General features: G+C 64.1%; 23 protein-coding genes. 10 read left to right on the top strand and 13 right to left on the bottom strand.

What is annotated here, in order from left to right:
* Window positions 1-19 precede the first annotated feature (19 nt).
* From LB568_RS30250 to LB568_RS30235, 4 genes are read left to right on the top strand one after another with little or no spacing between them, the layout of a single operon-like run.
* A complete protein-coding gene (locus tag LB568_RS30250; RefSeq protein WP_224732076.1) occupies window positions 20-1,540 on the top strand; it encodes a COG4223 family protein in 1,521 nt (506 codons plus the stop codon).
* A gap of 10 nt (window positions 1,541-1,550) precedes the next feature.
* Complete coding sequence (locus LB568_RS30245; protein ID WP_224732075.1) at window positions 1,551-3,152, top strand: heme biosynthesis protein HemY; 1,602 nt, start codon at window positions 1,551-1,553, stop codon at window positions 3,150-3,152.
* A gap of 30 nt (window positions 3,153-3,182) precedes the next feature.
* A complete protein-coding gene (locus LB568_RS30240; protein WP_023765947.1) occupies window positions 3,183-3,662 on the top strand; it encodes a TerB family tellurite resistance protein in 480 nt (159 codons plus the stop codon).
* 18 nt (window positions 3,663-3,680) lie between these two features.
* Complete coding sequence (locus tag LB568_RS30235) at window positions 3,681-4,418, top strand: glutamine amidotransferase (protein ID WP_224732074.1); 738 nt, start codon at window positions 3,681-3,683, stop codon at window positions 4,416-4,418.
* A 176-nt stretch (window positions 4,419-4,594) separates the two neighbouring features.
* Here the strand turns inward: LB568_RS30235 and LB568_RS30230 are convergent, their stop codons facing one another.
* Both LB568_RS30230 and LB568_RS30225 read right to left on the bottom strand, forming a co-directional pair.
* The gene (locus tag LB568_RS30230) at window positions 4,595-5,188 is read right to left on the bottom strand and encodes a hypothetical protein (RefSeq protein ID WP_224732073.1); all 594 of its coding nucleotides are present in this window, start codon (window positions 5,186-5,188) and stop codon (window positions 4,595-4,597) included.
* Between the two features lie 24 nt (window positions 5,189-5,212).
* Window positions 5,213-6,169, bottom strand: a complete 957-nt coding sequence (locus LB568_RS30225; protein ID WP_224732072.1) for a toll/interleukin-1 receptor domain-containing protein — start codon at window positions 6,167-6,169, stop codon at window positions 5,213-5,215.
* Window positions 6,170-6,219: 50 nt separating this feature from the next.
* Between LB568_RS30225 and LB568_RS30220 the strand changes: the two genes are divergently transcribed.
* Window positions 6,220-7,077, top strand: coding sequence for a TIR domain-containing protein (locus LB568_RS30220; protein ID WP_224732071.1), 858 nt, complete (start codon window positions 6,220-6,222; stop codon window positions 7,075-7,077).
* Window positions 7,078-7,412: 335 nt separating this feature from the next.
* Here LB568_RS30220 and LB568_RS30215 read toward each other — a convergent pair whose 3' ends face one another.
* From LB568_RS30215 to LB568_RS30180, 8 genes are all read right to left on the bottom strand, one after another.
* Window positions 7,413-8,651, bottom strand: coding sequence for an MFS transporter (locus LB568_RS30215; RefSeq protein WP_224732070.1), 1,239 nt, complete (start codon window positions 8,649-8,651; stop codon window positions 7,413-7,415).
* A 158-nt stretch (window positions 8,652-8,809) separates the two neighbouring features.
* Window positions 8,810-9,094 (bottom strand): hypothetical protein, encoded by a 285-nt coding sequence (locus LB568_RS30210; RefSeq protein ID WP_224732069.1) that lies wholly within the window; start codon window positions 9,092-9,094, stop codon window positions 8,810-8,812.
* Window positions 9,043-9,909 carry a pyridoxal phosphate-dependent aminotransferase gene (locus tag LB568_RS30205; RefSeq protein ID WP_224732068.1) on the bottom strand — a complete coding sequence of 289 codons (867 nt, stop codon included), beginning with the start codon at window positions 9,907-9,909 and terminating at the stop codon, window positions 9,043-9,045. The genes LB568_RS30210 and LB568_RS30205 overlap by 52 nt, the downstream gene beginning before the upstream one ends.
* A gap of 121 nt (window positions 9,910-10,030) precedes the next feature.
* On the bottom strand, window positions 10,031-10,495 hold the full coding sequence (locus LB568_RS30200; RefSeq protein ID WP_140572946.1) for a MucR family transcriptional regulator: 465 nt from the start codon (window positions 10,493-10,495) through the stop codon (window positions 10,031-10,033).
* A 212-nt stretch (window positions 10,496-10,707) separates the two neighbouring features.
* The gene (locus tag LB568_RS30195) at window positions 10,708-11,406 is read right to left on the bottom strand and encodes an ROK family protein (RefSeq protein ID WP_140572947.1); all 699 of its coding nucleotides are present in this window, start codon (window positions 11,404-11,406) and stop codon (window positions 10,708-10,710) included.
* Between the two features lie 14 nt (window positions 11,407-11,420).
* Window positions 11,421-12,797 carry a glucose-6-phosphate dehydrogenase gene (gene zwf, locus LB568_RS30190; protein WP_224732067.1) on the bottom strand — a complete coding sequence of 459 codons (1,377 nt, stop codon included), beginning with the start codon at window positions 12,795-12,797 and terminating at the stop codon, window positions 11,421-11,423.
* Window positions 12,798-12,819: 22 nt separating this feature from the next.
* A complete protein-coding gene (gene gnd / locus LB568_RS30185; protein ID WP_224732066.1) occupies window positions 12,820-13,836 on the bottom strand; it encodes a phosphogluconate dehydrogenase (NAD(+)-dependent, decarboxylating) in 1,017 nt (338 codons plus the stop codon).
* Window positions 13,837-13,884: 48 nt separating this feature from the next.
* The gene (locus tag LB568_RS30180) at window positions 13,885-16,302 is read right to left on the bottom strand and encodes a glucan 1,4-alpha-glucosidase (RefSeq protein ID WP_224732065.1); all 2,418 of its coding nucleotides are present in this window, start codon (window positions 16,300-16,302) and stop codon (window positions 13,885-13,887) included.
* 209 nt (window positions 16,303-16,511) lie between these two features.
* On the opposite strand from LB568_RS30180, the gene LB568_RS30175 reads away from it, so the two are divergent.
* The 5 genes from LB568_RS30175 (at window position 16,512) to LB568_RS30155 (ending at window position 23,169) form a co-directional block, all read left to right on the top strand.
* Entirely contained in the window at window positions 16,512-17,525 is a 1,014-nt protein-coding gene (locus LB568_RS30175; protein WP_013892327.1) for an ABC transporter substrate-binding protein, read from the top strand.
* Between the two features lie 43 nt (window positions 17,526-17,568).
* Window positions 17,569-19,038, top strand: a complete 1,470-nt coding sequence (locus LB568_RS30170) for a sugar ABC transporter ATP-binding protein (protein WP_224732064.1) — start codon at window positions 17,569-17,571, stop codon at window positions 19,036-19,038.
* A 1-nt stretch (window position 19,039) separates the two neighbouring features.
* Entirely contained in the window at window positions 19,040-20,020 is a 981-nt protein-coding gene (locus tag LB568_RS30165) for an ABC transporter permease (protein ID WP_181176872.1), read from the top strand.
* Between the two features lie 3 nt (window positions 20,021-20,023).
* The gene (locus tag LB568_RS30160) at window positions 20,024-20,971 is read left to right on the top strand and encodes an ABC transporter permease (RefSeq protein ID WP_140572953.1); all 948 of its coding nucleotides are present in this window, start codon (window positions 20,024-20,026) and stop codon (window positions 20,969-20,971) included.
* 125 nt (window positions 20,972-21,096) lie between these two features.
* Complete coding sequence (locus LB568_RS30155; RefSeq protein ID WP_224732063.1) at window positions 21,097-23,169, top strand: 3-hydroxyacyl-CoA dehydrogenase NAD-binding domain-containing protein; 2,073 nt, start codon at window positions 21,097-21,099, stop codon at window positions 23,167-23,169.
* Window positions 23,170-23,274: 105 nt separating this feature from the next.
* On the opposite strand, the gene LB568_RS30150 is transcribed toward LB568_RS30155, so the two are convergent.
* From LB568_RS30150 to LB568_RS30140, 3 genes are read right to left on the bottom strand one after another with little or no spacing between them, the layout of a single operon-like run.
* The gene (locus tag LB568_RS30150; RefSeq protein WP_224732062.1) at window positions 23,275-24,783 is read right to left on the bottom strand and encodes an aldehyde dehydrogenase family protein; all 1,509 of its coding nucleotides are present in this window, start codon (window positions 24,781-24,783) and stop codon (window positions 23,275-23,277) included.
* Between the two features lie 20 nt (window positions 24,784-24,803).
* Window positions 24,804-25,148, bottom strand: coding sequence for a cupin domain-containing protein (locus tag LB568_RS30145; protein ID WP_013892333.1), 345 nt, complete (start codon window positions 25,146-25,148; stop codon window positions 24,804-24,806).
* Window positions 25,149-25,170: 22 nt separating this feature from the next.
* Window positions 25,171-25,512 (bottom strand): cupin domain-containing protein, encoded by a 342-nt coding sequence (locus LB568_RS30140; RefSeq protein WP_224732061.1) that lies wholly within the window; start codon window positions 25,510-25,512, stop codon window positions 25,171-25,173.
* Between the last annotated feature and the right edge of the window lie 85 nt (window positions 25,513-25,597).

Below are 25,597 nucleotides of genomic sequence, written 5' to 3'. Positions count from 1 at the left end.
AATTTTGCGGAGCCCAGGCATGGTCAAGACGCCGAAGATGCGACACTCGAAAGGCCGCCGCGACCCGGTGACCATCGATCTCGATCCGGGTGCCGTCTCGCGCATCGTCGACGAGGATGCCGGCAAGAATGCAGCAGCGGGGGACGCAGCAGCTGGGAATGCGGCCCAGACCGATGAGGCGAAGGCGGAGGAAGCCGCGAACGCCTCGCAGCCGGAGGCTCCCGAAGAGCCGGTGCATGCCGACCAGGTCGATCTCGAGCCCTGGGAACATGCCGATGCCGCCGCGGGGCAATCCGGGGCGGATACGGCGGCAAGGGCCAAGGCCGCCGAGCCGGAAATGCCTTATCCTGGCTCGGACACGCCATCCGACCGCGCCAAGCCTTCTTCCGACTACAATTTTGAGGACGCAACCACCAAGATTGGTGAAACCAAGACTGGTGAAACCAACGCAGGCGCGGGAAAAACCGACGCAAGGAGCGGACCGATGGCAGCGCAGCCGAAGCGCGGCGGCCTCAACGGCCTCGCCGCCGGCATCATCGGCGGTGTCATCGCGCTGATCGGCGCCGGCGGCCTGCAATTCGCCGGTCTGCTCGGCGCGCCGGGTTCCGGCGCCGGCGTCTCGCTCGATGGCGTCAATAGCGACATCGCCTCGCTGAAGAGCGAAATCTCCGGCCTGAAAGAAGCCGGCGGCAACAACGATGCAGCGGCCAAGCTGGTCGGGCTTTCTTCGGGCCTGGAGCAGGTTAGGGCCGATGTCGCGGCGCTGAAATCGGCGGTTGAATCCGGCGGCGCCGGCGACAATGCCGGGCTCGCCGCACTCGGTGACAAGGTCAAGCAGATCGAAACCGCGGTCGCGGCTCTCGGCAAGGCCGGCAGCGCGGCGCCGGTCGATCTCGGCCCGCTCAACGAAAAGCTGGCCGATCTCGATGCGCTGGTGAAATCGGCAGGCGAGGCGGCGAAGGCCCAGGACGGACGGCTCGCCGCGCTCGAACAGTCGGTGTCGCAGCTCTCCGGCAAGGTCGACGCCCAGGCTTCGCAGCCGAAGATCGCGCTCGCCATCGCCGCCTCGGCGCTGAAGGCGGCGCTCGACCGTGGCGCGCCGTTCTCGGCCGAACTCGATACGCTGGCCGCGATTTCGCCCAACGCGCCTGAACTCGCGACCTTGCGGCCCTATGCCGAAAAGGGCGTCCCGACCCGTGCCGAGATCGCATCGCAGATGGATGCCGCCGCCAATTCCATGGTCGCCGCCGCAACGCCGGTCGACCAGAATGCCGGCTTCCTCGACAATTTGATGTCGAGCGCCGAATCGTTGGTCAAGGTCCGGCCGATTGGCGCCGTGGAAGGGGCCGGCGCGCCGGAAACGGTCGCGCGCATGGAGGTGGCGGTCAACCAGGGTGACTACGCCAAGGCACTCAGCGAATACGACACGCTGCCGGCAGCGGTGAAGACCGCCGGCGCTGACTTTGCCGGCAAACTGAAGGCCCGCGTCGAGGTCGAAACCCAGGTCGACGCGCTGATCTCCAGCGCGATGAAGGCATGAGGGCAACACAATGATCCGCCTGCTCGCCTTCCTCGTCGTCGTCTTCGCGCTAGGGCTGGGCTTTGCCTGGCTGGCCGACCGGCCGGGCGACATGGTCATCACCTTCAACGGCTACCAGTACCAGGTCAGCCTGATGGTCGCGGCGGTGGCCGTCGTGGCGGTCGTGGCCGCGGTGATGATCGCGTGGTGGCTCGTCAAGTCGCTGTGGAACAGCCCCTACACCATCTCGCGCTATTTCCGCGTGCGCCGCCGCGACCGCGGCTATCAGGCGCTGTCGACCGGCATGATCGCCGCCGGCGCCGGCGACGGCGCACTGGCCCGCAAGAAGACCAAGGAAGCGGCCAAGCTGATCCGCTCCGACCAGGAACCGCTGATCCATCTCCTGGAGGCGCAAGCGTCGCTGCTCGAAGGCGACCACGAAGGCGCGCGGCAGAAATTCGAGAGCATGCTGGACGATCCCGAAATGCGGCTGCTCGGCCTGCGAGGGCTTTATCTCGAAGCCGAGCGCCTGGGCGACCGCAACGCGGCGCGCCATTATGCCGGCCGTGCCGCTGTGATGGCGCCGCAGCTCGCCTGGGCCGCCGAATCGACGCTGGAGGAGCTGACCGCGCGCGGCGACTGGGACGGCGCCCTGAAGTTGGTCGATGCGCAGAAGTCGACACGGCAGATCGAACGCGACGCCGCCAACCGCCGCCGTGCCGTGCTGCTGACCGCCAAGGCGCAGTCGCTCGCCGACAGCGACCCCAACGCGGCAAGGACAGCGGCGCTGGAGGCCAACAAGCTGCGGCCGGACTTTGCCCCCGCTGCCGTCGCCGCCGCCGCCGCACTGTTCAAGCAGAACGACGTGCGCAGGGGCTCGAAGATCCTGGAGACCGCATGGAAGGCCGAGCCGCATCCGGAGGTCGCCGAGCTCTATACCCATGCAAGGCCGGGCGACGCCGTGCTCGACCGCCTCAACCGGGCGAAGAAGCTGCAGGAGATGAAGAAGAACCACGCCGAATCGTCGATGACGGTGGCGCGCGCCGCGCTCGACGCGCAGGATTTTTCGACCGCGCGCCGCGAGGCCGAGGCGGCGATCCGGATGGACCGCCGAGAGGGCGCCTATCTGCTGCTCGCCGACATCGAGGAAGCCGAGACCGGAGACCAGGGCAAGGTCAGGCAGCTGCTCGCCAAGGCGGTACGGGCGCCGCGCGATCCGGCCTGGGTCGCCGACGGCGTGGTTTCGGAACGCTGGGCGCCGGTATCGCCGGTCACCGGCCGGCTCGATGCCTTCGAGTGGCGTGCGCCGATGGAGCGGCTTGGCCAGCTCATCGACAGCCGGGATGAGACGCCGGGTGCCGCCGTGCCGGTCATCGAGGCGCTGGCGAAGCCGGTCAGCGAAACGCCGGTCGACGTGATCGAACACGCCGCCGCGAGCAGCGAGGCGACGGGCAAGGGAGCTGAAAGCCGCGAGGACCACGTCAGGCCGGTTACGGCCGCGGCGTTCGCGGCGGTGCCGGCCGATGCCGAGGGCGTGGAGCCGGCGGAAGAATTGACGCGCTTGCCGGACGATCCCGGCGTCGATCCGGACGACGAGGCGGAGAAGTCGCCGCGCCGCTTCCGGCTGTTTTGATTTGGCCATCGGGCGGTTGGGAATGAATTGATGTTCGAACGTGTTCTGTCGTTTCTCAGGGACTTGCCGGCCAGTTCCGGCACGCATGCCAGCACTGACGATCCGCGCGTCGCCGCCTCGGCGCTGCTCTACCATGTGATGAATGCCGACGGCGTGCGGCAGGATGTCGAATGGGAGCGGTTCAAGGCTGTGCTGGCGCAGAGCTACTCGATCAGCGGTGCCGAACTCGAGGCGCTCGCCGCCGCCGGCGAGCGCGCCGACAACGAGGCGATCGACCTCTATGCCTTCACCAGCGTGCTCAAGCGCCACCTCGACGCGGATGGGCGCAAGGCCTTCATCGGCCTGATGTGGGAGATCGTCTATGCCGATGGCGAGCTGCATGAACTCGAGGACAACACGGTGTGGCGCGTCGCCGAACTGATCGGCGTCGAGCGCCACGACCGGGTCGAGGCGCGCCGCAAGGCGGCGGCGCAAGCGCCCGGCGCGCGCGGAACCTCCAGCGACGAATAGACGGGATCCCGCCTGCCGATGCCGCGCCAAACGAGCCCGAAGCCAAAAATCCTGATCGTGCTGCATCAGGAGAATTCGAGCCCCGGACGCGTCGGCCACATGCTCATCGAAGAGGGTTTCGACCTCGATATCCGCCGGCCGCCACTGGGTGACGCCTTGCCGGAAACGCTCGACGGCCATGCAGGCACGGTAGTGTTCGGCGGACCGATGAGCGCCAATGACGAGGACGAGTTCGTCCGCCGCGAGACCAGCTGGCTGGACATCCCGCTCAAGGAAAACCGGCCGCTGCTTGGCATCTGCCTTGGTGCGCAGATGCTGGTCAATCATCTCGGCGGCAAAGTCGAGGGTCACGGCGAAGGGCTGGTCGAGATCGGCTGGTATCCGCTCAAGGCGACCGAAGCCGGCAAGAAGCTGATGCACTGGCCCGAGATGGTCTACCAGTTCCATCGCGAAGGCTTTTCGCTGCCGAGCGACGCGATCTTGCTGGCGACGGCGGAGACCTATCCCAACCAAGCCTTCCGCTATGGCGACAATGCCTGGGGCATCCAGTTCCATGGCGAATTGACCCGGGTGATGATGCAGCGCTGGGTGGTGCGCGGCGCGCATCGCTTCGAGCTGCCCGGCGCGCAGCCCGGCCGCGATCATTTGGGGGGCCGGCTGATCTGGGATTTACATCTGAAGCGCTGGCTGGACGAGTTCTTGCGCATGGTGTTCGGCAGGCCAGCCGTGAGACAGAGTAAGACCCAATTGCTCTGAAAGTCGAGCTTGACCGCCGACGCGTGGACGACCGCTTTGCGCCCTATGTCGGACATTTGGGATGCCGCGTCTAGTGCGCAGAAAGCTGACTTTGGCGACGACGGGCCGTAGCAACCATTCGAAAGGAAGCGCTTGTCTGAGCTTCTGAAGGCGGCGAGATACCGGAGGCGCTGTTATCAAATCTTGCCTGCTCGCCGGGCATCTACCATCTCGACATTTGCTTCCGCGACCATCCCTATGTGCCAGTGGGCGACTGCCAAGCCCTCCAAATCCATCTTTGTAAATAGGAAACGCTTGTGGTCCTTATCCGTAGGGTAGCGAAACCGCTCGCCATCAGGATCAACGTCATGGATGTGCTGGATGAGGCGGCCGCAATGGTTAGTCCAATCTTCATCGCTCGTGAAACCGTGGTCCCTCACCAACGCCTGAAGCCGGCTCCACAGCTGCAGCAGGCTATGGCCATTCAAATCTGGCAGCTCAGGCTCCGAGCAGCCAAGAATTGCGTTCTTCAGCGACAATTCGAGCGAGTGCCTGCATAGGTAGAACAGTACTTCGTGCGCGACCTCTGAGCTGGGCCAGTTTGCCAGCGCTTCCGTGGCAAGCTTGTCAAATATCCGACTGTAGGCCGAGGCAAAATACTCCCACGTCTTGTTGTACTCTGGCCCATTCGGATGGGACTGGAGGAATTTCTTCAGCTTTCCGGGGATGGCATCCAGCTCATCGCTGAATATGGAGTGCGGATCCCGATATGGCCGTTCCTGCTTTGTCATGTGACAGCTGCTGTCAGTTTGGAGTTACTTTTCTTTCTTGCCGGTCACTGCCGAGACGATCTGAACCACCATGTTCACAATCTGCGGATCGATCTGAGAGGCGTCCAGCGACGAAAATGTTGAAGTTCGGTCGATATTCCAGTGTTGGAACACCTCCCGAATTTCGGAACTATTTGCCTTGCTGCCGTAGGCGCGAAGGAAGAACTTCCCGAATTGTATAGCGTGGATACGGTCTGACGATTTTAGGGACTCGCTCATATAGGATTTGCCAAGTGAATACGCATAACGGGCTAGCGCCGTCAATATTGCGATGACAATGACGTTCAGAAGAGAAATGGAAATCGCTCGTGGGTAGTCTGGCACAGGAGATGTTGACTGTATAAGTTTGTAAGCTAGGTAAGCAGTTGAAAAGAGCCCGAGAACTAAGCTGCCATATCCAATGATATACCAACTTGTCGCAGCGTCCTTATGCTGCTTTTCGTACTCTTGCTGGGTTTTGATGGCTTCATCGACGAATTCCGCGAGGTTACCTTGCACCGCCTGTGCGATCTCTTTTTGCTCCACTTCTTGAGCAGCGCGCCGCCCCTCAAATGCCGAAATCGCGGTGTTAATGTCTGGAACAAGCTCTTCAGGCTGCCGTCCTTGAGCAAATATCACCTGGATGTCTTGGACAATCGTGGGAAGGGAGAGTTCTCCAAGTACGATAGGGAGAATGAGCATCTTTCCGGAGGTTTCTGCATATGCCCTAGCAGTTCCTAGTTCCATCATTGGGTATTGCGAATGCATGGTGCTTTCGGAAATAAGTATGATGAAAACCTCAGCGGCTTTAAGACCCTCATTGAGTTCAGCCCGCCAATTGATGCCCGGCGTGAGCTTTGTACCTTCAATGGTGATGTCATGCCCCGCTTCCCGGAGACCGAACATGAGCCCTTGGGCGAAGTCATCGTCACGCCTAGTGTACGACACATAGATTTTTGACATTAGCCCCCCCAACTGTCCGGTTGAGACCCTTACACGGAATGGTTCAGCAAATGAAGCAATGGGATGTATTCATCTCTCACGCCTCGGAAGATAAAAAGGCCTTTGTGGAGCCCTTAGCGATTGCGCTGGCAAATGCGGGTGTGGCTATTTGGTACGACAAGTTCACTATGACGCTAGGCGACTCGCTCTCTCGTTCTATCGACCAGGGTTTAGCCAACTCGAAATTTGGAGTTGTCGTCCTTAGCCCGTCTTTCCTCGATAAATTCTGGACGGACTATGAACTCACGGGCCTCGTATCCCGTGAGGTGACCAGTGGGAAAACCATTCTGCCCATATGGCACGGTGTGACGAGAGGCCAGATCGTCGCTCGCAGCCCAACGCTCGCCGACAAACTGGCGGTGCGCACTTCCGACCTCAGCGTGAACGATATCGCGATGCAGGTGCTGCAGGTGGTGCGACCTGATTTGTACGGCGCGACGCAAAGGGCGCAACTGATCCGTCGAATGAACGGCGAAGCAATTCAAGAGATGGAAGCTCAAATTGGTACGATACGGGCCGAGTTGGACGGTTACCATTGCCCCGATTGCGGCGCTCCAATCACAGAAGCGCGGGATGTTCAAGTGAAAGGCGACCCGGTGGAGCACTACAAGGCATTCGCATGCGGAAGGAAACAACTCGAAGACGAAATCGAGGATCTTTGTCCGTCCAGCCCAATCTTCCCGCGTTTCGAGGATCTTCCAATTTCAATCACGACGAAGGACGACGAAAAAGGTTGCCTAGTTTTTGTCGACCCCCGCGGCAGGCCGGGACTGTGGCTCGATCCGATCATTGGTCGAGATGAGGAGCATGCCTGTCAGCTGCTCCGTGCAGCGTACGACAAACGGGCTGCCCGATGGCAGAACACCTAGCTGCACCGCATCGATTCGTGCCGTTCCTAAGCAGGATTGTATTCCAACCAAAAGTGCTGGCGGTACGTTCTGTGCCCTGAGCCATTCGGACGCAAGTGATGCGCGCGCGGTCATCGTAAGAGGCCGCAGGCATCCGGGTGTCCGGATGCGGTGCATCACCTCGTTTGGAACTCGCGTCAATGACGCGGTAACCGATGGCAGACGGCAGCGGAATATCTGTTTCCTGATGAGTTCGGCCGGAGAACGGTCATTCCGCTCCGGCCCCATCTCAGCCGTTGCAGGCGCAAACCGATTGGCCCCGGCGTCGGATCCAGCGGTTTAGGTTCAGCGCTCAATCAATTTCGTCCGTTGAGATGCCGCACCCGCCGCAGCGCCGGAAACAGCCAGGCCCACAGGCCGGCAACCGCGATGGCGCCGACGCCGCCGATCACTACCGCCGGAACCGTGCCGATCAATGCCGCCATGGTGCCGGCACGGAATTCGCCGACCTCGTTGGAGGCGCCGACGAAGACCTGGTTGACGGCGTTGACGCGGCCGCGCACCTCGTCCGGCGTCCACAACTGGATCAGCGTTTCCCTGATGTAGACGCTGAACATGTCGGTGGCGCCCAGCAAGGCAAGGGCGACGATGGACAGCCAGGTGATGGTCGACAGGCCGAACAGCACGGTGCAGGCGCCGAATGCGGCGACGAAGCCGAGCATGATCTTGCCGGCGTTGTCGCGAAGCGGGTGCCCGGCCAGCCAGACCGCAACGCAGATGGCGCCGATGCCGGGCGCCGAGCGCAACAGGCCGAGGCCCCAGGGGCCGAGTTCAAGAATATCGCGCGCATAGACCGGCAGCAGCGCCGAGGCACCGGACAGGAGCACGGCGAAGAGGTCAAGCGAGATGGCGCCGAGCACGATCTTCTCGCTCCAGATGTAGCGGAAGCCGGCAAACAGCGTTTCCATCGTCGGCTTGTCGGTTGCGGTCTGCTGAGCGGGCTTGGGAATGGTGAAGATCAGCAGGCCCGCCACCAGCATCAGCGCGGAGGCGACGGCGTAGGCGGCTTCCGGCGAGACGCCATAGAGCAGGCCGCCGGCGACCGGGCCGACGATCGTCGCCGTCTGCCAGGCGGACGAGTTCCACGCAATCGCGTTGCCGAAATCTTCCGGCGGCACCAGATTGGCGAACAGCGACGAGGAGGCCGGTCCGTAAAAGGCGCGCGCCATGCCGAACAGCGCCAGAACGACGAAGATCGGCAGCGGACTGACGAGACCGCGCAGCGTGAAGTACAGGAGAACGAGCGCACAGCTTGCCTCGACCACCGTTGCCAGGGCCATGATCAGGCGGCGGCCGAAGCGATCCGCGACGACGCCGGTGACCAGCACCAACAGCAGCGACGGCAGGAACTGGACGATGCCGACAATGCCGAGGTCGAAGGGATCGCGCGTCAAATCATAGATCTGCCAGCCGACGGCGACGGACACGATCATGGTGGCGAAGGTGGTGAGGAAACGGGCCGTCCAGTAGCTGAGGAAGGCTTTGTGCCGGAAGGCGGCGTAACGCTGCTCCGGGGAAGTTTGCAGAGATGTCATCGAGTGAGGCCCCGTTGCTATGACATTGACCGGCGGGGCACTTCCCGGATGGGCGCTGTTCCGATCAATGAAACTTATCAAAGTTCGGCGGGCATATGCGTCAAAATCAGGCCTGGATCAAGGGACTTTCGCCTTGGTCGATCCATCGCACAAGGAAGTTATTGTCGCAGCGCGGCCGAAATGGCATCGAGTCCACCCCTCAACTCGGCCTCGGTCGGCCAGCCGAAACCAACGCGAAAGAAGCGCTTCGGCATCTCGAACCAGTGACCGGGTCCGACATAGGTGCCGTGGTTTTCCAGCAGGTTCACATAGAACCGGTCGAGGTCGAAGCCGGGTTCGACATTGAGGCGCGGGAAGCCGACGACACCGCCTTCGGGCCGCACCCAGTCGATCAGCGGCTCGCGGTCGATCCAGGCCTGGACGATGTCGCGTCGCCCTGCCATTTCGGGCAGCAGCGTCGCCAGGAAGGCGTCCCGGCGCTCCAGCATGCCGCGTGCGATGCCTTCGTCGATGACGCTGCGCAAATGCCGATCTGCTCCTTGGCGGCAAGGAACATCTCCTGAAGGGCCGCATCCCTGGTGATCAGCCAGCCAATACGGATGCCGGGAATGCCGAAGGCTTTCGACAGCGACGAGACGCTGATGGCCTTGCTGCTCAGCGAGGCCGCCGAAGGCAGCCGTCTGCCATAGGAGAGATCGCGATAGGTCTCGTCGACCAGCAAATGGCAGTTGCTGGCTTCGGCCAAAGCCACCAGTGCGTCGAGTTCGGCGCGGCTCATCATCGTGCCGGTCGGATTGTGCGGGCAGGTGACGCTGATCAGCTTCGTGTTCGGCCGCATCGCCGCCTTGACGGCCTCGACATCGATGGCAAAGCCGTCGTCGAAGGCGAGGTCAACAAAGCCGATGGCGCAGCCGATCGCCCTCGGGGTTTCGATGTTGGTGGCATAGTTGGGCCTGACGACGACAAGGTGATCGTCCGCCGACAGAAGCGCGGTCGAGATGATGAACAGCGCGCCGGCGGCGCCGGCGGTGACCAGCACATCGTCGGGCGAAACACCGGCGTCCTGCGCCGCTATCAGCGCACGCAACTCCTTGTCGCCGCGATGCTCGCCATAGAAGAGCGTCAGGTCGGGCAGCGACAGGCCGATGTCGGAGAGCTTCTGGTCGGCAATCGAACTTTCGGAGAGATTGTAACGGATACGGTCGTAGCCGTATTCCTCCGGCGCCTCTTTCTCGATCACCATCCTGGTGTAGTTCATGGCTTCCCCCAGATCATCCTGTCTGGTCTATCCAAGCCACAAAAGCACGAAGCCTGCCAAGGCGAATTCGCCGGCAGGCTTCTGTTCCAGTCGTCCTAACGTTTGGCTCAGCTTTGAATGGTCAGGCCGAAACCTTGGCCTTCCGGGCCTTGCCCTTGACGGGCGCCACTACGGCCGCCTTGCGGCCGAGGCCGATCGACTTCGCCAGCAGCGAACGCGAGGCGGCGTAGTTGGGGGCGACCATCGGGTAGTCGGACGGCAGACCCCATTTGGCGCGATAGGCGTCCGGGCTCAGGCCGAAATGCACGCCGAGATGGCGCTTCAGCGATTTGAACTTCTTGCCGTCCTCGAGGCAGATGATGAAATCCGGCATCACCGACTTCTTGGGGTTGACCGCGGGGACCAGGGGTGCCGCCACCGGAACGGCCGGCTTGCCGAGGCCGCTGATCGAGGTGGCGACGCTGGCAATGAGGTCGGCCAGGCCGGAGGCGGGCAAGCGGTTCTTCTCGACGTAGGCGGACACAATATGGGCGGTCAGTTCGAGAAGGTCGATGTCTTTGCGCGCGTCGTTGCTATCGTCGGTCAATCTTTCCTCCGTCTATGGCGCGCAGCCTCGAAAATCGGGCTCGTTTTCGAAAGGACAGTGCGCAAACTCTAAGTGCTGAAGCGACTTTCGCGGACCCCTTGGTCGCGCCGCAGTGTAGTTCGGCGAAACTCCTAGTCGGCAAATCTGCTTAATGCAATGACTGACGTGGCGTCACACGTGATTTTGAACAACTATACTAAAACGTAATAATATCAGACGATCAAGGCCTTGTCTCGCCACAGACGAAACCCGCCTTCGAAAGCGCGTGTGTTGTCGCCGCGCCTGCTGTCGGTGGGCAGCTCGTCGAGCTTGTCGACATTGCCGCCGCCGATGACGATATAGTCGGGCTGCAAGGCGGCGCGGAGCCGGCCGACGACGTCGAACACATATTTGCGCCACTTCTTCTTGCCGTGCTTTTCCAGGCCGCGTTCGCCGACATAGTCTTCGAAGCTCCTGCCTTTCCTGTAAGGAAGATGGGCGAGTTCCATCGGCTGGCCGACATTGTCGAGGACCATCGCCGCGCCAAGGCCGGTGCCGAGGCCCAGGAACAGCATGCGCCCGCCTTCATAGCTGCCGATGGCCTGCATGAGCGCATCATTGACCACCTTGACCGGCTTGCCGAACTGCGCGTCGAAATCGAAGCCGGCCCAACCCTTGCCGAGGTTCATGGGGTCGAGCACCGGCTTGTTGTGACGCACCGGGCCTGGATAGCCCATCGAGATGACGTCGTAGGACAGGCCCTCGGCGAGCTTTTTCACGATGTCGATCATCTGTCGTGGTGTCAGGTCCGGGCCGGAATCGGCCCGGCGTTCCGCTTCGCCGGCGCTGGTCAGGATCTTGATGTGCGAGCCGCCGATATCGATCGAAAGCACGATCTTGCCGGTGTCCGTCTGCTTCGCCGCCTTCGCCATCGCTTCCCCTCCGCTCATGCTACCGGGTCGATCCAGCCATTTGGCGGACCGAAGTTGGCCATGGCGTCCGCCGGTCCCCATGTCCTGGGCTCGTAAAGGTGCGGCGGGGTGGTGTCGCCGAGCACCGGGCCGACGATGCGCCAGGCAAGCTCGGCCGCGTCCTGGCGCGTGAAGAGCTGGCCATTGCCGTTCATGGCGTCGCCGATCAGCCGTTCGTAAGGCGGCATATCGCCCTTGCTGTCGTCGAGCGCGGTGAGTTCCACCTGCTCGCCGACCATGTCGTCGCCAGGCGCCTTGCGTTGCGCGCCGATGGCGATCACCACCTGCGGGTCGATACGGAAGCGCACGTAGTTCTGGTCGGCGGGCTTGATCGGGTCGAAGACGTCGAGCGGCGGCCGCTTCAGCCGCACCACCACCTCGGTGACATGCACCGGCATGTTCTTGCCGGCGCGGATGAAGAACGGCACGTCCTGCCAGCGCCAGGTGTCGACGAAGAAACGCACCGCCGCGAAACTCTCGACCGGCGAGTTCGGCGCCACGCCGGGCTCGGCCAGATAGCCGGTGAACTGGCCGCGCACGACATCGTCCTTCGTCAGCGTCCTGATCGCCCGTAGCACCTGCACTTTTTCGTCGATCAGGTCGTCGGCCGAGCGGCCGACGGGCGGCTCCATAGCCAGCAGCAAGAGGATGTTGAGCAGATGGTTCTCGATAACGTCCCTGATGCAGCCGACGTCGTCATAGAAGCGACCGCGCCCTTCGACGCCGAAATCTTCGGCCATGGTGATCTGCACGCTTTCGACGTAGTTGCGGTTCCAGATCGGCTCGAGCAGCGAATTGGCGAAGCGGAAATAGAGCAGGTTCTGGATCGCTTCCTTGCCGAGATAGTGGTCGATGCGGAAGATCGACTGTTCGTCGAACACCAGGTGCAGGACCCGGTTCAGCCAGCGCGCCGACTGCAAATCGTGGCCGAAGGGTTTTTCCACCATCAGCCGCGCGCCGTGTGCCGTGCCCGACTGCTCCAACCCTTGCACGACCGTCTCGAACATGGTCGGCGGCACCGCCATGTAGTGCAGCGGCCGCTGGGCGCTGCCAAGCGCGCTCTTCAGCTTCTCGAACGTCGCGCCGTCGCGGTAGTCGCCGCTGACATAGCGCAGCAAATTGGCGAATTTGGCGAAGATTTTTTCGTCGATCTTGCCGAGCGCGTTGACGATGCCGTCGCGGGCGCGGGCCTGCAACTGCTTCAAATCCCAGGCGTCGAATGCCACGCCGATCACCGGTTCGGTGAGTGTACCCTTGGCGACCATCTGGTAAAGCGCTGGAAATATCTTCTTGTGGGCGAGGTCGCCGGTCGCCCCGAAGAGCACCAGTGTGTCGGACCGTTCGTGGCTCATGCCTGTGTCTCCCCTGCCGCCGTCACTTGCCGGCCTTCGGCTTCTCGACATGGCCGCCGAAGGCATAGCGCATGGCGGACAACAATTTGTCGGAGAACTCGGATTCGCCTTGCGAGGAGAAGCGGTCGAACAGCGCCGAGGACAGCACCGGGGCGGGCACGCCGGTGTCGATCGCCGCCTTCAGCGTCCAGCGGCCCTCGCCGGAATCCGAGACCCGGCCGCCGAACTGCGCCAGGCCGGGATCGCTCTTCAGCGCCCCGGCAGTGAGATCGAGCAGCCAGGAGCCAATGACGCTGCCATGGCGCCAGACCTCGGCGACCTGGGGAAGGTCGATGTCGAACTGGTAGTATTGCGGATTTTCCAGCGGGCTGGTCTCGGCGTCGGCCGTACGCTGCCGCTTGCCGGCATTGGCCGATTTCAGGATGTTCATGCCTTCTGCATAAGCGGCCATGACGCCATATTCGATGCCGTTGTGCACCATCTTGACGAAGTGGCCGGCGCCGCTCGGCCCGCAATGCAGGTAACCGAACGGTGCCGTGCCGGCAGCCTTGTCCGGTGAAGGCGCGCCGGCATCGGCGCCCGGCGCCAGCGTGGCAAAGACCGAATCGAGGTGCTGGACGGCGACGTCGGGGCCGCCGATCATCAGGCAGTAGCCACGCTCCAGGCCCCAGACACCGCCGCTGGTGCCGACATCGACGAGATGGATACCCTTGGCGGCCAGCTTCGCGGCTTGGTCGACGGCGTCGTGATAGTAGGAATTGCCGCCATCGATGACGATGTCGCCGGGCTCCATCAGGGCCGAGACCTGATCGATGATCTTGCCGGTGATGGCTGCCGGCAGCATCAGCCAGACGCAGCGCGGCTTGGCGAGCTTGCCGACGAATTCCGCCATCGACGCCGCCCCCAGGGCGCCGTCACCGACCAGGGCCGCGACGCTGGCGGGGTTGATGTCGTAGACGACGCATTCGTGGCCGTCGCGCATCAGGCGGCGGACCATGTTGGCGCCCATCCGGCCCAGTCCCATCATTCCGATCTGCATGGTTTCGTCCCTGTTTGCTGGAGATTTGGGGTTTGTCGAGGAAGGATTTTAGCGGCTATCCTGCTCGCCCGATGTGACGGAGAAGTCGACATTCTCCCAATCGCCGGTCCCGGGCCAGAAAAAAGTGAAGGTCAGCGTGCTTCCGCTGGGGAGGCCGGCGACGGGCAGATCGACAAGGTGGATGCCGAAAGCATTCTCTTCGGTCTTGCTGTCCTGGACGGTCGTCCAGTTGTCGATGCTCCAATGCACCGTGGCCGGAGCCAGCAGCTCGACGTGCAACGTCTTGCCCCCAGGCAGCGCACGGATCTTGTTGTTGAAGCGCCATGTCCTGAACGGCGATACGGTCCTGTCCTCGATGTAGCGCTTCACGCCTTGCGGCGGCATGTCGAAGACCGCGCCGTCGCGCAGCGAGCGCAACAGCTTGATGTGCTCCGAATGGGCCCAGACCAGCGGCATGGCGCTGCCCGATGGCCTGCCGCGCAACAGTTCGCGCTCGGGCATGTCGACGCCGTCCCAGACCTGTTCCGGCAACAGGCCGCAGGTTCCGGCGGATCGTTCCAGCGTGTCGAGCAAGCCGGCGGCCTTGTCCTTGCGACCCGCCGCCAGTTCGTAATGGGCGCGCTCACCGGCGAGCAGCGGCCACGGCCGGCCTTGGCCGGTGCCGTCGAAGGGCGAGCCGTCCTCGTGCTCGCCATAGCCGTCGCCATTGTAGCGGTACCAGAGCGGCCCTTGCGGCAATGCGCAGCGCAATTGCGCGTCGATGACCTTGACGGTGTCGACGATGCGCGGATCGTCGGCGGCCCGGAGGCCAAAGCGGACCAGCGCCAGCGCATCCGGGCTGACGATCTCTTGCGCCGGCCGATCGGTGTCGCCAGGTGGCCGGTTCTTGATCGGGACAAAGCCATCCTTCGGCGAGCCGGCCTCGGCGCTGTCGGGCGGCGAGATGCGGACATAGTAGCCGTCGACGCCGGCGACCTCGCAGGTGGCCGTGGCGGTGACATAGGTCCAGCGCTCGACCTGGTCGTTCCAGACGTCCGCGGTCTCGCGTAGATAAATTGCCGCGTCCGCCTTGCCGCAGGCGTCGAGCAGGTCGGCGGCGGCAAGCAATGCGGCGATCTCGACGGCGAGCGTGAACGGGCTGTAGCCGGCGTCCTCTTCCCAGCGGTCCTCGCCAGTCACGGGTCCATTGCGCACGACATAGGTTGCGGCGCGCTCGATCATCGGCTGGAAGGTGGCGAGCCTGGTGCGCGGCAGGTGCCCGGCGCGGTGCAAGGCATCGGCCAGCAGCAGCGGAAAGGCGCATTCGTCCATCTGGATGCCGGGCCAATAGGCGGATCCGTCGAGCCAGGCGTTCTGCGGCCAATGACCGTCCGGCTGCTGGATGGAGGCGAGATAGTCGAGGATCTGCAGCGCCGAGGCGGCATCGCCTGCCGCGAGAAATCCGCCCGCCGTCTCGACAAGGTCGCGGGGCCAGACCAGATGGTAGCCGCCGAGGTCGTCGTCACCTTTGTCGAAGCCCCAGGGGATGGACAGGCTGGCGACCGCCGCGCCCGGCTCCGTGATCGAGCGGTGCGTCGCCAGGACAGCGGTGCTGGTTCGATAGCTGTTGACCCCGGACGCCGCGTGCCGATCCAGAGGCAGCAGCCCGGCCTGCCATTTGCGCCAGTTCTGGACGTAGGATTTCGCGGCAGGCTCGAAGCCCCACTTCAGGCTGGCGAAGGCGTTTTCCGCGGCCTCATCCGGTGTCGCGCCAAAACCCAGCGCCAGCACGGCCCTTGTCCTGGCCGATGTGAAGCCGATCTCGCCGGTCAGCGCGACATTGCCGTTCTCGGCGCGCTGGCAGGCTGGATCGAACTTGCCGGCATGGGTCAGTTGCTGCCAGCCGTCGGAGAAGCCGACATAGCCAGCCGAACAGTCTCGCCAGGGCAGCGACGAAGCCAATGCCAGACAAGAGCCGCGTCCTGAGGCGAACAGCATGGATTTTCCGTCGTGGGCGCCGATCCAGGCGGTGTTGCCTATGCCGGCATTGACCAGATGCGGCGCCAGCAAGGCGTAGATGCGGTAGTCGCCAGCCGTGCCCTTGAGCGGCGTGAAGGTAATTTCCTGCAGCAGTGCGGCGCGTGCCGGGTCGGCAAGGATGCGCTTTTCGATGCGGTAGGCGCCATCGGTGGCGGTGTTGACCAGCCTGTAGGCCGGCACGCCGTCCTCGAACGGCTCGATGGTATGCGCGGCATCGCGCTTTTCTTCCGAGAAGTAGCCGTCGGGACCGGTGACGAGCAGGCCGAGGTCGCGGGTGCAGGCGCTGTCGAGCCGCGGATAGTAGACTTCGTTGAGGATGCCGTGGCTGATGGTGAACCAGATCTGGCCGGTCGGCGAAAGCGAAGTGCCGACGCCACTCTTGGCGCTTGACGTCCAGCGCGCCGGAATTCCCGGGGCGCCCGGGGCATTTTTTGGCGTCACTGGCATTCCGTTTCGGTCTCCTGACCTACTCCGTAGACAGGACCCGGAGCCATTTCAATCATTGCACCGCAAGTTGATCGGCACGCCGTCGCTGATTGCAGTTGACAGCTCGCCGGCCTTCTGCACTTTTGTCTGACAATAGATAAAAAACAGGTGCGCAAGCGCGATAGTCACCAACAGCCCTCAAGACCAGCAACTCTCGGGAGGAGTATGATATGAAGAAGCTATTTGTCCTCGGCACGCTCGCAGCGGTGCTCACCGCCGGTACGGCCCTCGCCGATACCAGCGGCAAGAAGATCGCATTCTCCAACAACTACGCCGGCAATTCATGGCGGCAGGCGATGCTCGACAGCTATGGCATCGTCACCAAGAAGGCGGTCGACGACAAGGTGGTCGGCGCGGCCGACATCTTCACCACCGCCGACAAGGAAGTGCCGACGCAGGCAGCCCAGGTGCAGAACCTGATCCTGCAGGGCTATGACGCCATCGTCATCAACGCGGCTTCGCCCGACGCGCTCAACGGCGCCATCAAGCAGGCCTGCGACGCCGGCATCGTCGTCGTCTCCTTCGACGGCATCGTCACCGAGCCTTGCGCCTACCGTGTCGTGGTCGACTTCAAGGACATGGGCAAGCAGGAAGTAGAGCAGATGGCGAAGTTCCAGCCCAAGGGCGGGAACCTTCTGGAAATCCGCGGCCTGGCCGGCACTTCGATCGACGATGCCATCCATGCCGGCATCCTCGAAGGCGTCGCCGCTCATCCCGAGTTCAAGATCGTCGGTTCGGTGACCGGCGACTGGGACCAGACCACGGCGCAGAAGGCGGTGGCGACCATCCTGCCGTCGCTGCCCGATGTCGTCGGCATCGTCGACCAGGGCGGTGACGGCTATGGTGCCGCGCAAGCCTTCGCCGCCGCCAACAAGCCGCGCCCGACCATCATCATGGGCAACCGGCAGGACGAGCTGAAGTGGTGGAAGGAACAGAAGGAAAAGGACGGCTACCAGACCTGGTCGGCATCGATCGCGCCAGGTGTGTCGACGCTCGCTTTCTGGGTGGCGCAGCAGGTGCTCGACGGCCGCAAGGATATTCCGCACGATCTCCTGGTGCCCTATCTCGCCTTCACTCAGGACGATTTCGAGGCCGCGCTGCCGAAGATCAAGGAGGGCGGCGTCGCCACCCACGAATACACGCAGGAAGAAGCCATCGCGGCCATCAAAGCCAACATCAAGTGAATGTGGCGTTGGCATCCATGCCGGCAAGCGGATATCGTTGAGCATGCCTGAAGGAAACGCCGACATCATCAGACTGAACGGCGCCGAAAAACAATTCGGCGCCGTTCGCGCGCTGGGCGGGGTGGATTTCCATGTCGGGCCCGGCGAGTGCGTCGGCCTGGTCGGCCACAATGGCGCGGGCAAATCGACGCTCATGCACATGGTGGCGGGCACGTTGACGCCCGACAGCGGCAAGATCGGCGTGCATGGCGCCGTCGAGGACAATTACTCGGTGTCGCGCGCGCAGCAGCTCGGCATACGCTGCGTGTTCCAGGAACTGTCGCTGTGCCCCAATCTCAGCGTCGCCGAGAATACGCGCATCAACCACGCTTCGCTCTCCGGCTTCGGCTGGCGGCGCAAGGCGGCCGAGCTGATCTCCGCAAAGCTGGACGAGATTTTTCCCGGCCATAGCATTTCGGCGTCGGATATCGTTGCCGACCTGTCGATCGGCCGGCGCCAGATGGTCGAGGTGGCCCGTGCCTTCACGGTCACCCAGGACCGGCTCGACCTCGTCATCCTCGACGAACCGACATCCTCGCTCGACGCGCATACGGCCGGCCAGCTGCTCGCCTTCGTGCGCCGTTTCGTCGCCGGCGGCAAAAGCTGCATACTGATCTCGCACGTCTTGGGCGAGGTGCTGCGCAATGCCGACCGCATCGTGGTGATGCGCGACGGCAAGGTGGTGGCGTCGGACGCGGCGGATGCCTTCGATCGCGACCGGCTGGTGACGGTGATGGGCGGGGCGGAGGCGCGCCGCAAGATCGCGGCGCAAACCGCTGCCGCCAAATCCGCCGCCAGACCATTGCGGGTGCGGGCGCGGCCCGCCGCGCAGAAGGACGGCACCGACCTTGTCGCCTGCGCCGGCGAAATCATCGGCCTTGCCGGGCTGGCCGGACACGGGCAGACCGACCTGCTGCTGTCGATCTTCAGCGCGGCCTCACGCGCCAGGAAGGGCATCGAGGTGACAGCGCCGGTGGCGCTGGTGGCCGGCGACCGCCAGTCGGACGGCATCTTTCCACAATGGTCGATCGCTGAGAACATCGGCATCGGCTCGCTGGCACGCCTGCGCAACGGACTTTTGATTTCGCCGCAACGCGAGGCCGAACTGGCGCGGTCCTGGCAAAAGAAGATCGGCATTCGCACGCCCGACATGAACAACAACATCTTTTCGCTGTCGGGCGGCAACCAGCAGAAGGCGCTGTTTGCCCGCGTGCTCGGCTCGGATGCACAGATCGTGCTGATGGATGATCCGATGCGCGGCGTCGACATCGGCACCAAGCTCGAAGTCTACGACCTCGTGCGCGAAGAGGCCGGCCGCGGCCGCACCTTTCTCTGGTACACGACCGAAACCGAAGAGCTCGACAATTGCGATCACATCTACGTCTTCAAGAACGGCCGCATCGTCGCCAATCTGCGCCGCGACGAGCTGACCGAAGAGAAGATCATCCAGTCATCCTTCGGCGATGCGGCCTGAGATGACGGCGGCAACACTCGAAAACGGTCTCAAGGCGTCCGCGGCGCGCGGCAGCGCGGCACGCGCGCGCCTGCTGCGCGGGTTGCTGCCGGCGCTGTCGCTGGCGCTGGTGCTCATCGCCATCGCCTGGCTCAACCCGCGCGCCATCAGCTATTTCGGGTTCAGCCTGATGCTGAACCTGGCGATCCCGATCGCGCTGGCGACGATCGCGCAGATGTTCGTCATCGCGGGCAACGAACTCGACCTGTCGATCGGCACCTTCGTCGGTTTCGTCGGCTGCGTCACCGCGACCTGGCTGAAGGACGCGCCGCTGATCGGCGTCGCCATACTGCTCGGCTCGATCTGCATCTATGCGCTGCTCGGGGCGCTGATCCATCTGCGCAACCTGCCGTCGATCGTGGTGACGCTCGGCATGAGCTTCGTCTGGCAAGGGCTGGCCATTCTCGTGCTGCCCAAGCCGGGCGGCAAGGCGCCGGACTGGCTGCTGGCGATCATGTCGTTCAAGCCGCCGTTGGTGCCGTTTCCGATCATCGCGGCACTGCTGATCGGGCTCATCGTCCATTTCGGCCTGATGCGGACCTCCTATGGCGTGATCCTGCGCGGCTCCGGCGGCAATCCGGCTGCGCTCAAGCGCGCCGGCTGGTCGCTGCTCAAGACCAAGATCGTGCTGTTCGCGCTGGCCGGCCTGTTCGGCGTGCTGTCCGGCATGGCGCTGATCGGCATCACCACCTCGGCCGATGCCAATATCGGCAATGGCTACACGCTGCTGGCGATCGCCGGCGTCATCCTCGGCGGCGGCGAATTCGTCGGCGGCCGGGTGTCTCCGATCGGCGCGGTGATCGGCGCGCTGACGCTGGCGCTGGCCGCTTCGCCGTTGCTCACCTTCATGCACATTCCGCCCGACTGGCAGGTGGCGGCCAACGGCGCCATCCTCATCATCGTGCTGGCGGCGCGGGTGCTGATCAGCCGCAAAGAGAGGTAAGCGATGACGCTGGTGAAATCGCTGGCCGGCAAACCGTGGATATGGTCGTTCGTCGGCGCGCTCGTGGTGTGGCTGGCGACGATCGCCTTCACCGGCGGCTACGGCGGTGGCGGCATGGTCACGGCGGCACTGTCGCTCGCCGTGTTCACCGTCATCGTCGGTGTCGGCCAGATGTTCGTCATCACGCTCGGCCCGGGCAATGTCGACCTGTCGCTGCCGGCCAATATCGGTCTTGCCAGCGCGGTCGCCATGAAGGTGATGGGCGGCAGTGATTCCATGATCGTGGTCGGGCTGCTGGCGGCGCTCGCCTGCGGGGCGGCGATCGGCGCGGCCAACTACCTGCTGATCTGGGCGCTGCGCATTCCACCGATCATCGCCACGCTGTCGGCGAGTTTCATCATCCAGTCGATCGACATCAGCTATGGGCGCGGGCTGCAGATCAAGCCGCCGCCGGGCTTCGCCAATTTCGCCAACTGGCAGATCCTGGGCGTTCCGGTGCTGGCGATCCTCACCGTGCTGTTCACCATCGGTGCGGCCATTGCGCTGCAGCGCATGATCTATGGCCGCTCGGTGCTGGCGATCGGCCAGAACATCCGCGCCGCCTGGCTCGCCGGCGTCAATGTCGGCCGCATCCGCTTTCTCACCTACACGCTGTCGGGAGCGCTTGGCGGCATCGACGGCGCGCTGCTCGCCGGTTATTTCCGCGGCGCCAATGTCGATATCGGCAACGAATATCTGCTGGCCTCGATCGCAGTGGTGGTCATCGGCGGCACGTCGGTCGCCGGCGGCAAGGCCAACGTGCCGGGCGTCTGGGGCGCGGCGCTGTTTTTGGTACTTCTGTTGACCATGCTCAACACCTTTGGGGTCAGTGCCGGCGTGCGGCTGCTGCTGACGGGGCTGATTATCGTTGGCGTGATCACGGCGGCGGGTGGGGAGAGGGCGGTTCGGTAGTATTTCGCGCCTTCGCCGCGTTATAGCCCTTCCGGACAAGCATTGTGCCAGTGCGACGCGCGGTTCCCATTCGCGGCGCGGCCTAGTAAACCCTCCCGATCGCAGCCGGTCTCGGGAGGTTCAGCTTGTCCAATTTTGTCAGCGTTACCAGGGACAATGATGTCGCAGTCGTCACCATCGACAATCCGCCGGTCAACGCGCTGAGTTTTCATGTCCGCGAACCGCTGATGCAGGCGCTGGTTGCCTTGCGCGACGATGCTTCGGTCGCGGCAATCGTCATCGCCTGCGCCGGCCGGACGTTCGTCGCCGGCGCCGATATCACGGAGTTCGGCAAGCCGATGCAGCCGCCGGAGCTGCGCGCTATCGTGGCCATGCTGGAAACCATCGCCAAGCCGACCGTTGCCGCCATCCACGGCACCGCGCTCGGCGGTGGCCTGGAACTGGCGCTCGGCTGCCATTTCCGTGTGGCCGATGCGCACGCCAAGCTTGGCCTTCCCGAAGTGAAGCTCGGCCTCTTGCCGGGTGGCGGTGGCACGGTGCGGCTGCCGCGCCTGGTCGGCCCGGTGAAGGCCTTGAAGATGATCGTCTCGGGCACGCCGATCGGTGCGGAGGAAGCGCACGGAGCCGGTCTCGTCGATGCCGTCTTCGAAGGCGATCTGAGCACACATGCCGTGAACTTTGCCAGGGAGTTGGCCCGCAAGGGTGGTCCCTTTACGCCGGCGCGTGATCGCGATGACCGCCTCAAGGAAACCGACCTGGCGGCCTTCGATGCCGAAGCGGCGGATCTTGCCAGGAAGGCGCGGGGCCTGGAGGCGCCGATCGCCTGTGCGCAAGCGGTGCGCAATGCGATCACGCTGCCCTTCGACGAAGCGCTGGCGGCGGAACGGGCGCTATTCGCTGGACTGGTCGCCAGCGATCAGTCGCGCGCGCAGCGGCACCTGTTCTTCGCCGAACGTGAGGCGGCAAAGGTTCCCGGCAAGAACACGCCCAAGCGCAGGCTCGCGCGCGTCGGCGTCATCGGCGCCGGCACGATGGGCGGCGGCATCGCCATGGCCTTCGCCAATGGCGGTTTTTCCGTCACCTTGCTGGAGACCAGCGAGGAAGCGCTGCAACGCGGGCTGGCTACGATCGAGAAGAACTATGCCGCCTCCGTTTCACGCGGCTCCCTGGCCGAGGACGCCAAGCGTCAGCGGCTCGCCCACTTCAAGGGCTCCACCGACTATGCCGACCTCGCAGACTGCGATCTGATCGTCGAGGCGGTGTTCGAGGACATGGCGGTGAAGAAGGAGGTGTTCGGCAAGGTCGATGCGGTGGCCCGGCCAGGCGCCATCCTCGCCACCAACACCTCCTATCTCGACATCGACGAAATCGCCGCCTCGATCTCGCGGCCGCAGGACGTTGTCGGCCTGCACTTCTTCTCGCCGGCCAACGTCATGAAACTGCTGGAGGTCGTGCGGGCCGACAAGACCGCGCCGGATGCGCTGGCGACCGTCGTCGATCTGGCGCGGCGGATCGGCAAGGTAGCCGTCGTCGTCGGCGTCTGCCACGGCTTCGTCGGCAACCGCATGCTGGCGGCACGGGGTTCGGAGTCGGAAGCGCTTCTCCTGGAGGGTGCGACACCCAGCCAGATCGACAAGGCCTTCACCGATTTCGGCTGGCCGATGGGGCCGTTCCAGATGGGCGATCTCGCCGGCCTCGACATTGGCTGGCGCAACCGCAAGGCGCGCGGCCAGACGGCCGTCATCGCCGACACGCTGTGCGAGCAAGGGCGCTTCGGCCAAAAGACCGGCCGAGGCTTCTATCTCTACGAGGCCGGCGCGCGGTCGGGCATTCCCGATCCCGAGGTGGAGGCGCTGATCCGCGACAAGGCGGCCGAGCGCGGCATCGAACCGCGCGCGATCGGTGCGGACGAAATCATCGAGCGCACGCTTTATCCGTTGGTCAACGAGGGCGCGAAGATTCTTGAGGAAGGCATAGCCGCCCGTGCATCCGACATCGATGTCGTCTGGGTCAATGGCTACGGTTTTCCAATCGGCAAGGGCGGCCCGATGTTCTGGGCCGGTCTCGAAGGGCCGGCCAGGATCGTCGAGCGGCTCGAGTATTGGCGCCAACGCACCGGCAAGGATGTGTTCAAGCCGGCCCCGCGGTTTAAAGCGATGGCCGAGACCGGTTCCTGGGAGGCCGGCGCGACGGGCTGATCACACGGCGGTCGATGAGCGATTTCGTCCGCGCGACTGCCCTGATCTCACGGGTATTGGTCGAAGCGTAAATGCGCTTGGCGCATTCTTGCCACGCCGTAGCCTTCACACATGCTTGCGGCCGCCGGCCTCGCGGAACCAACTGTCGGGATAGGGATACCACCATTCCTGGATCGCCGGCTTGTGGTCGATGATGACCATCTTGGAGCGGCGGAAGGCATCGAGCCCCTGGCGTCCGAGCTCGCGGCCGAGGCCGGAAGCCTTCCAGCCGCCGAAGGGCAGGGCGTCATTGTCGATCAGCGGATTGTTGACCCAGACCATGCCGGCCTCGAGCCGCTCGGCCGCCTCATGCGCTTCGGCGAGATCGGTGGTGAAGACGGAAGCGCCAAGCCCAAACGGGCTGTCATTGGCAAGCCGGATCGCCTCGTCGAAATTTTTCACGCGGCAGATGGCGGCGACCGGGCCAAAGCATTCTTCGCGCACGATCGCCATGTCAGGGGTGACGCCGGTCAGGATCGTCGGTTCGTAGAACCAGCCGGTGTTGTGCGCCGGCGGAATGCGCCCGCCGGTTACGGCCTTGGCGCCGTGGGCGATGGCATCGTCGACCAGACGCATGACCTTGGCCCGGGCCGCTTCGCTGACCAGCGGGCCGATCTCGGTCTTGTCCATGCCGTTGCCGATGCGCAGCGCGCGGGTCCTTTCGGCAAACAATTCGACGAAGCGGTCATGCACGGCGTCGACGACGAAGAAGCGCTCGGCCGAGGTGCAGACCTGGCCGGTGAGGTGGAAGGCCGCGGTGACGCTGCCGGCCGCCGCGACCTCCAGCGGCGCGTGCTCGCTGATGATCAGCGGGTCGCTGCCGCCGGCCTCGATGACACAAGGCTTCATGCGCTCGGCGCAGGCGACCGCGACGGCCTTGCCGGCGGCGACCGAGCCGGTGAAGGCAACGGCATGGGTGCGGTCGGAGGCGATCAGCGCCTGCGCCGTGGCCGCCCCGCCCGGCAGGCAGGAGACCAGACCTTCGGGCAGCGCGCGGAACACGGTCATGTAGTCCAACGTCGACAGCGTCGTCGCCTCGGCCGGCTTAATGATGCAGGCGTTGCCGGCGGCGAGCGAAGCCGCCACCGTCCAGCACATCAGCAGGATAGGGAAATTGTAGGGCATGATGTGGACGGACACGCCGTAAGGTTCGTAGCGCGCATACTGGAACGAACCGGCCTGCGTCGTGCCGGCGATCTTGCCGGCATCGTCGCGCGCCATCTCGGCATAGTAGCGGAAGATCGGCGCGCAATTGGCGATCTCGCCGATGGCTTCCGGATAGGGCTTGCCCATCTCGCGCACCATCAGCTCGGCGCAGCGGGTGAAGTCAGCCGCCTCGATGGCATTGGCGACGGCGTGCAGGTGCTTGGCCCTGCTTTTGGCGTCGAGCGTCTTCCAGACTGCCTGCGCCGTGGTCGCGGCGGTGAGCACGGCGTCGATCTCACCATCGCTGGCCGCAGCGATCGCGCCGACGGTTTCCAGCGTCGCGGGGTCGATCACCGGTTTTGACGCGCCGGTCATCGGCCGGTAGTCCGGATTGACGAAGAAGGTTGGCCGGTCAGGGGAGAAGTTCATGGACATCCTCTCGGATACGATCAGCGGATCATGTAGACCTTCTTGATGGTCTCATGGACGGTGCAGACGCCCTTCCAGTCCTGCGGGAAGAAGGCCGCCGTGTCCGGCTCGATCTCGATCACCTCGCCGGATTCATGGACATAGGTGCAGCTTCCTTCGAGGAAGTGGCAGAATTCGTCGCGGGTGACGTGGCAGTGCCATTTGCCGGGTGTGCAGACCCACAGCCCGCATTCGGAGCGGCCTTCCGGCCCTTTGTAGAGCAGCTTGCCCGAAGTGTGGGATTGCCCCTCGATCATGGTCGGGATGACGCCCCAGTCGACGAGGTCGGTGACGGCGAGCGGCGATTGCATGATTGGCGTGGTCATAGGGATGTCCTCGAAAGAGTGCTCAGCGGCACATGAAAGCCTTGGTCAGCGTTTGGGTGATGATGGAAATGCCGGTCCAGCCGGCGGGAAAGAACACCAGCGTGCCGGCCTCGACCGGAATCTGTTCGCCGTTGTCATGGACATAGCTGCCGTGCCCCGACAGGAAGTGGCAGAACTCGTCCGACGCAAACGTCACCTTGCGGGTGCCCGGCGTGCAGGACCACAAGCCGCATTCGCTCGATCCGTCCGGGTTCTGCGACAGGATCCTGCCCGACGCGCGCGGCGCGCCAGCGAGCGTGTTGGCGCCCGCGCCCCAATCCTCCAGTTCCACGCTCGAGGCCTTCGGCCAATGCGGTGTCGGCATGTCTTGCTCCTGTGCAGCGGATTCTTGCTTGAGCATGATCTTGTCCGAAAACCGGTTCCCACTTTTCGCTGTCGCGGTCCTTCGG

This window comes from Mesorhizobium sp. B263B2A (assembly GCF_020165775.1).
Lineage (GTDB): Bacteria > Pseudomonadota > Alphaproteobacteria > Rhizobiales > Rhizobiaceae > Mesorhizobium > Mesorhizobium opportunistum.
The sequence above is the reverse complement of the archived record's forward strand: the minus strand, read 5'-3'. Positions and strand labels throughout refer to the sequence as shown.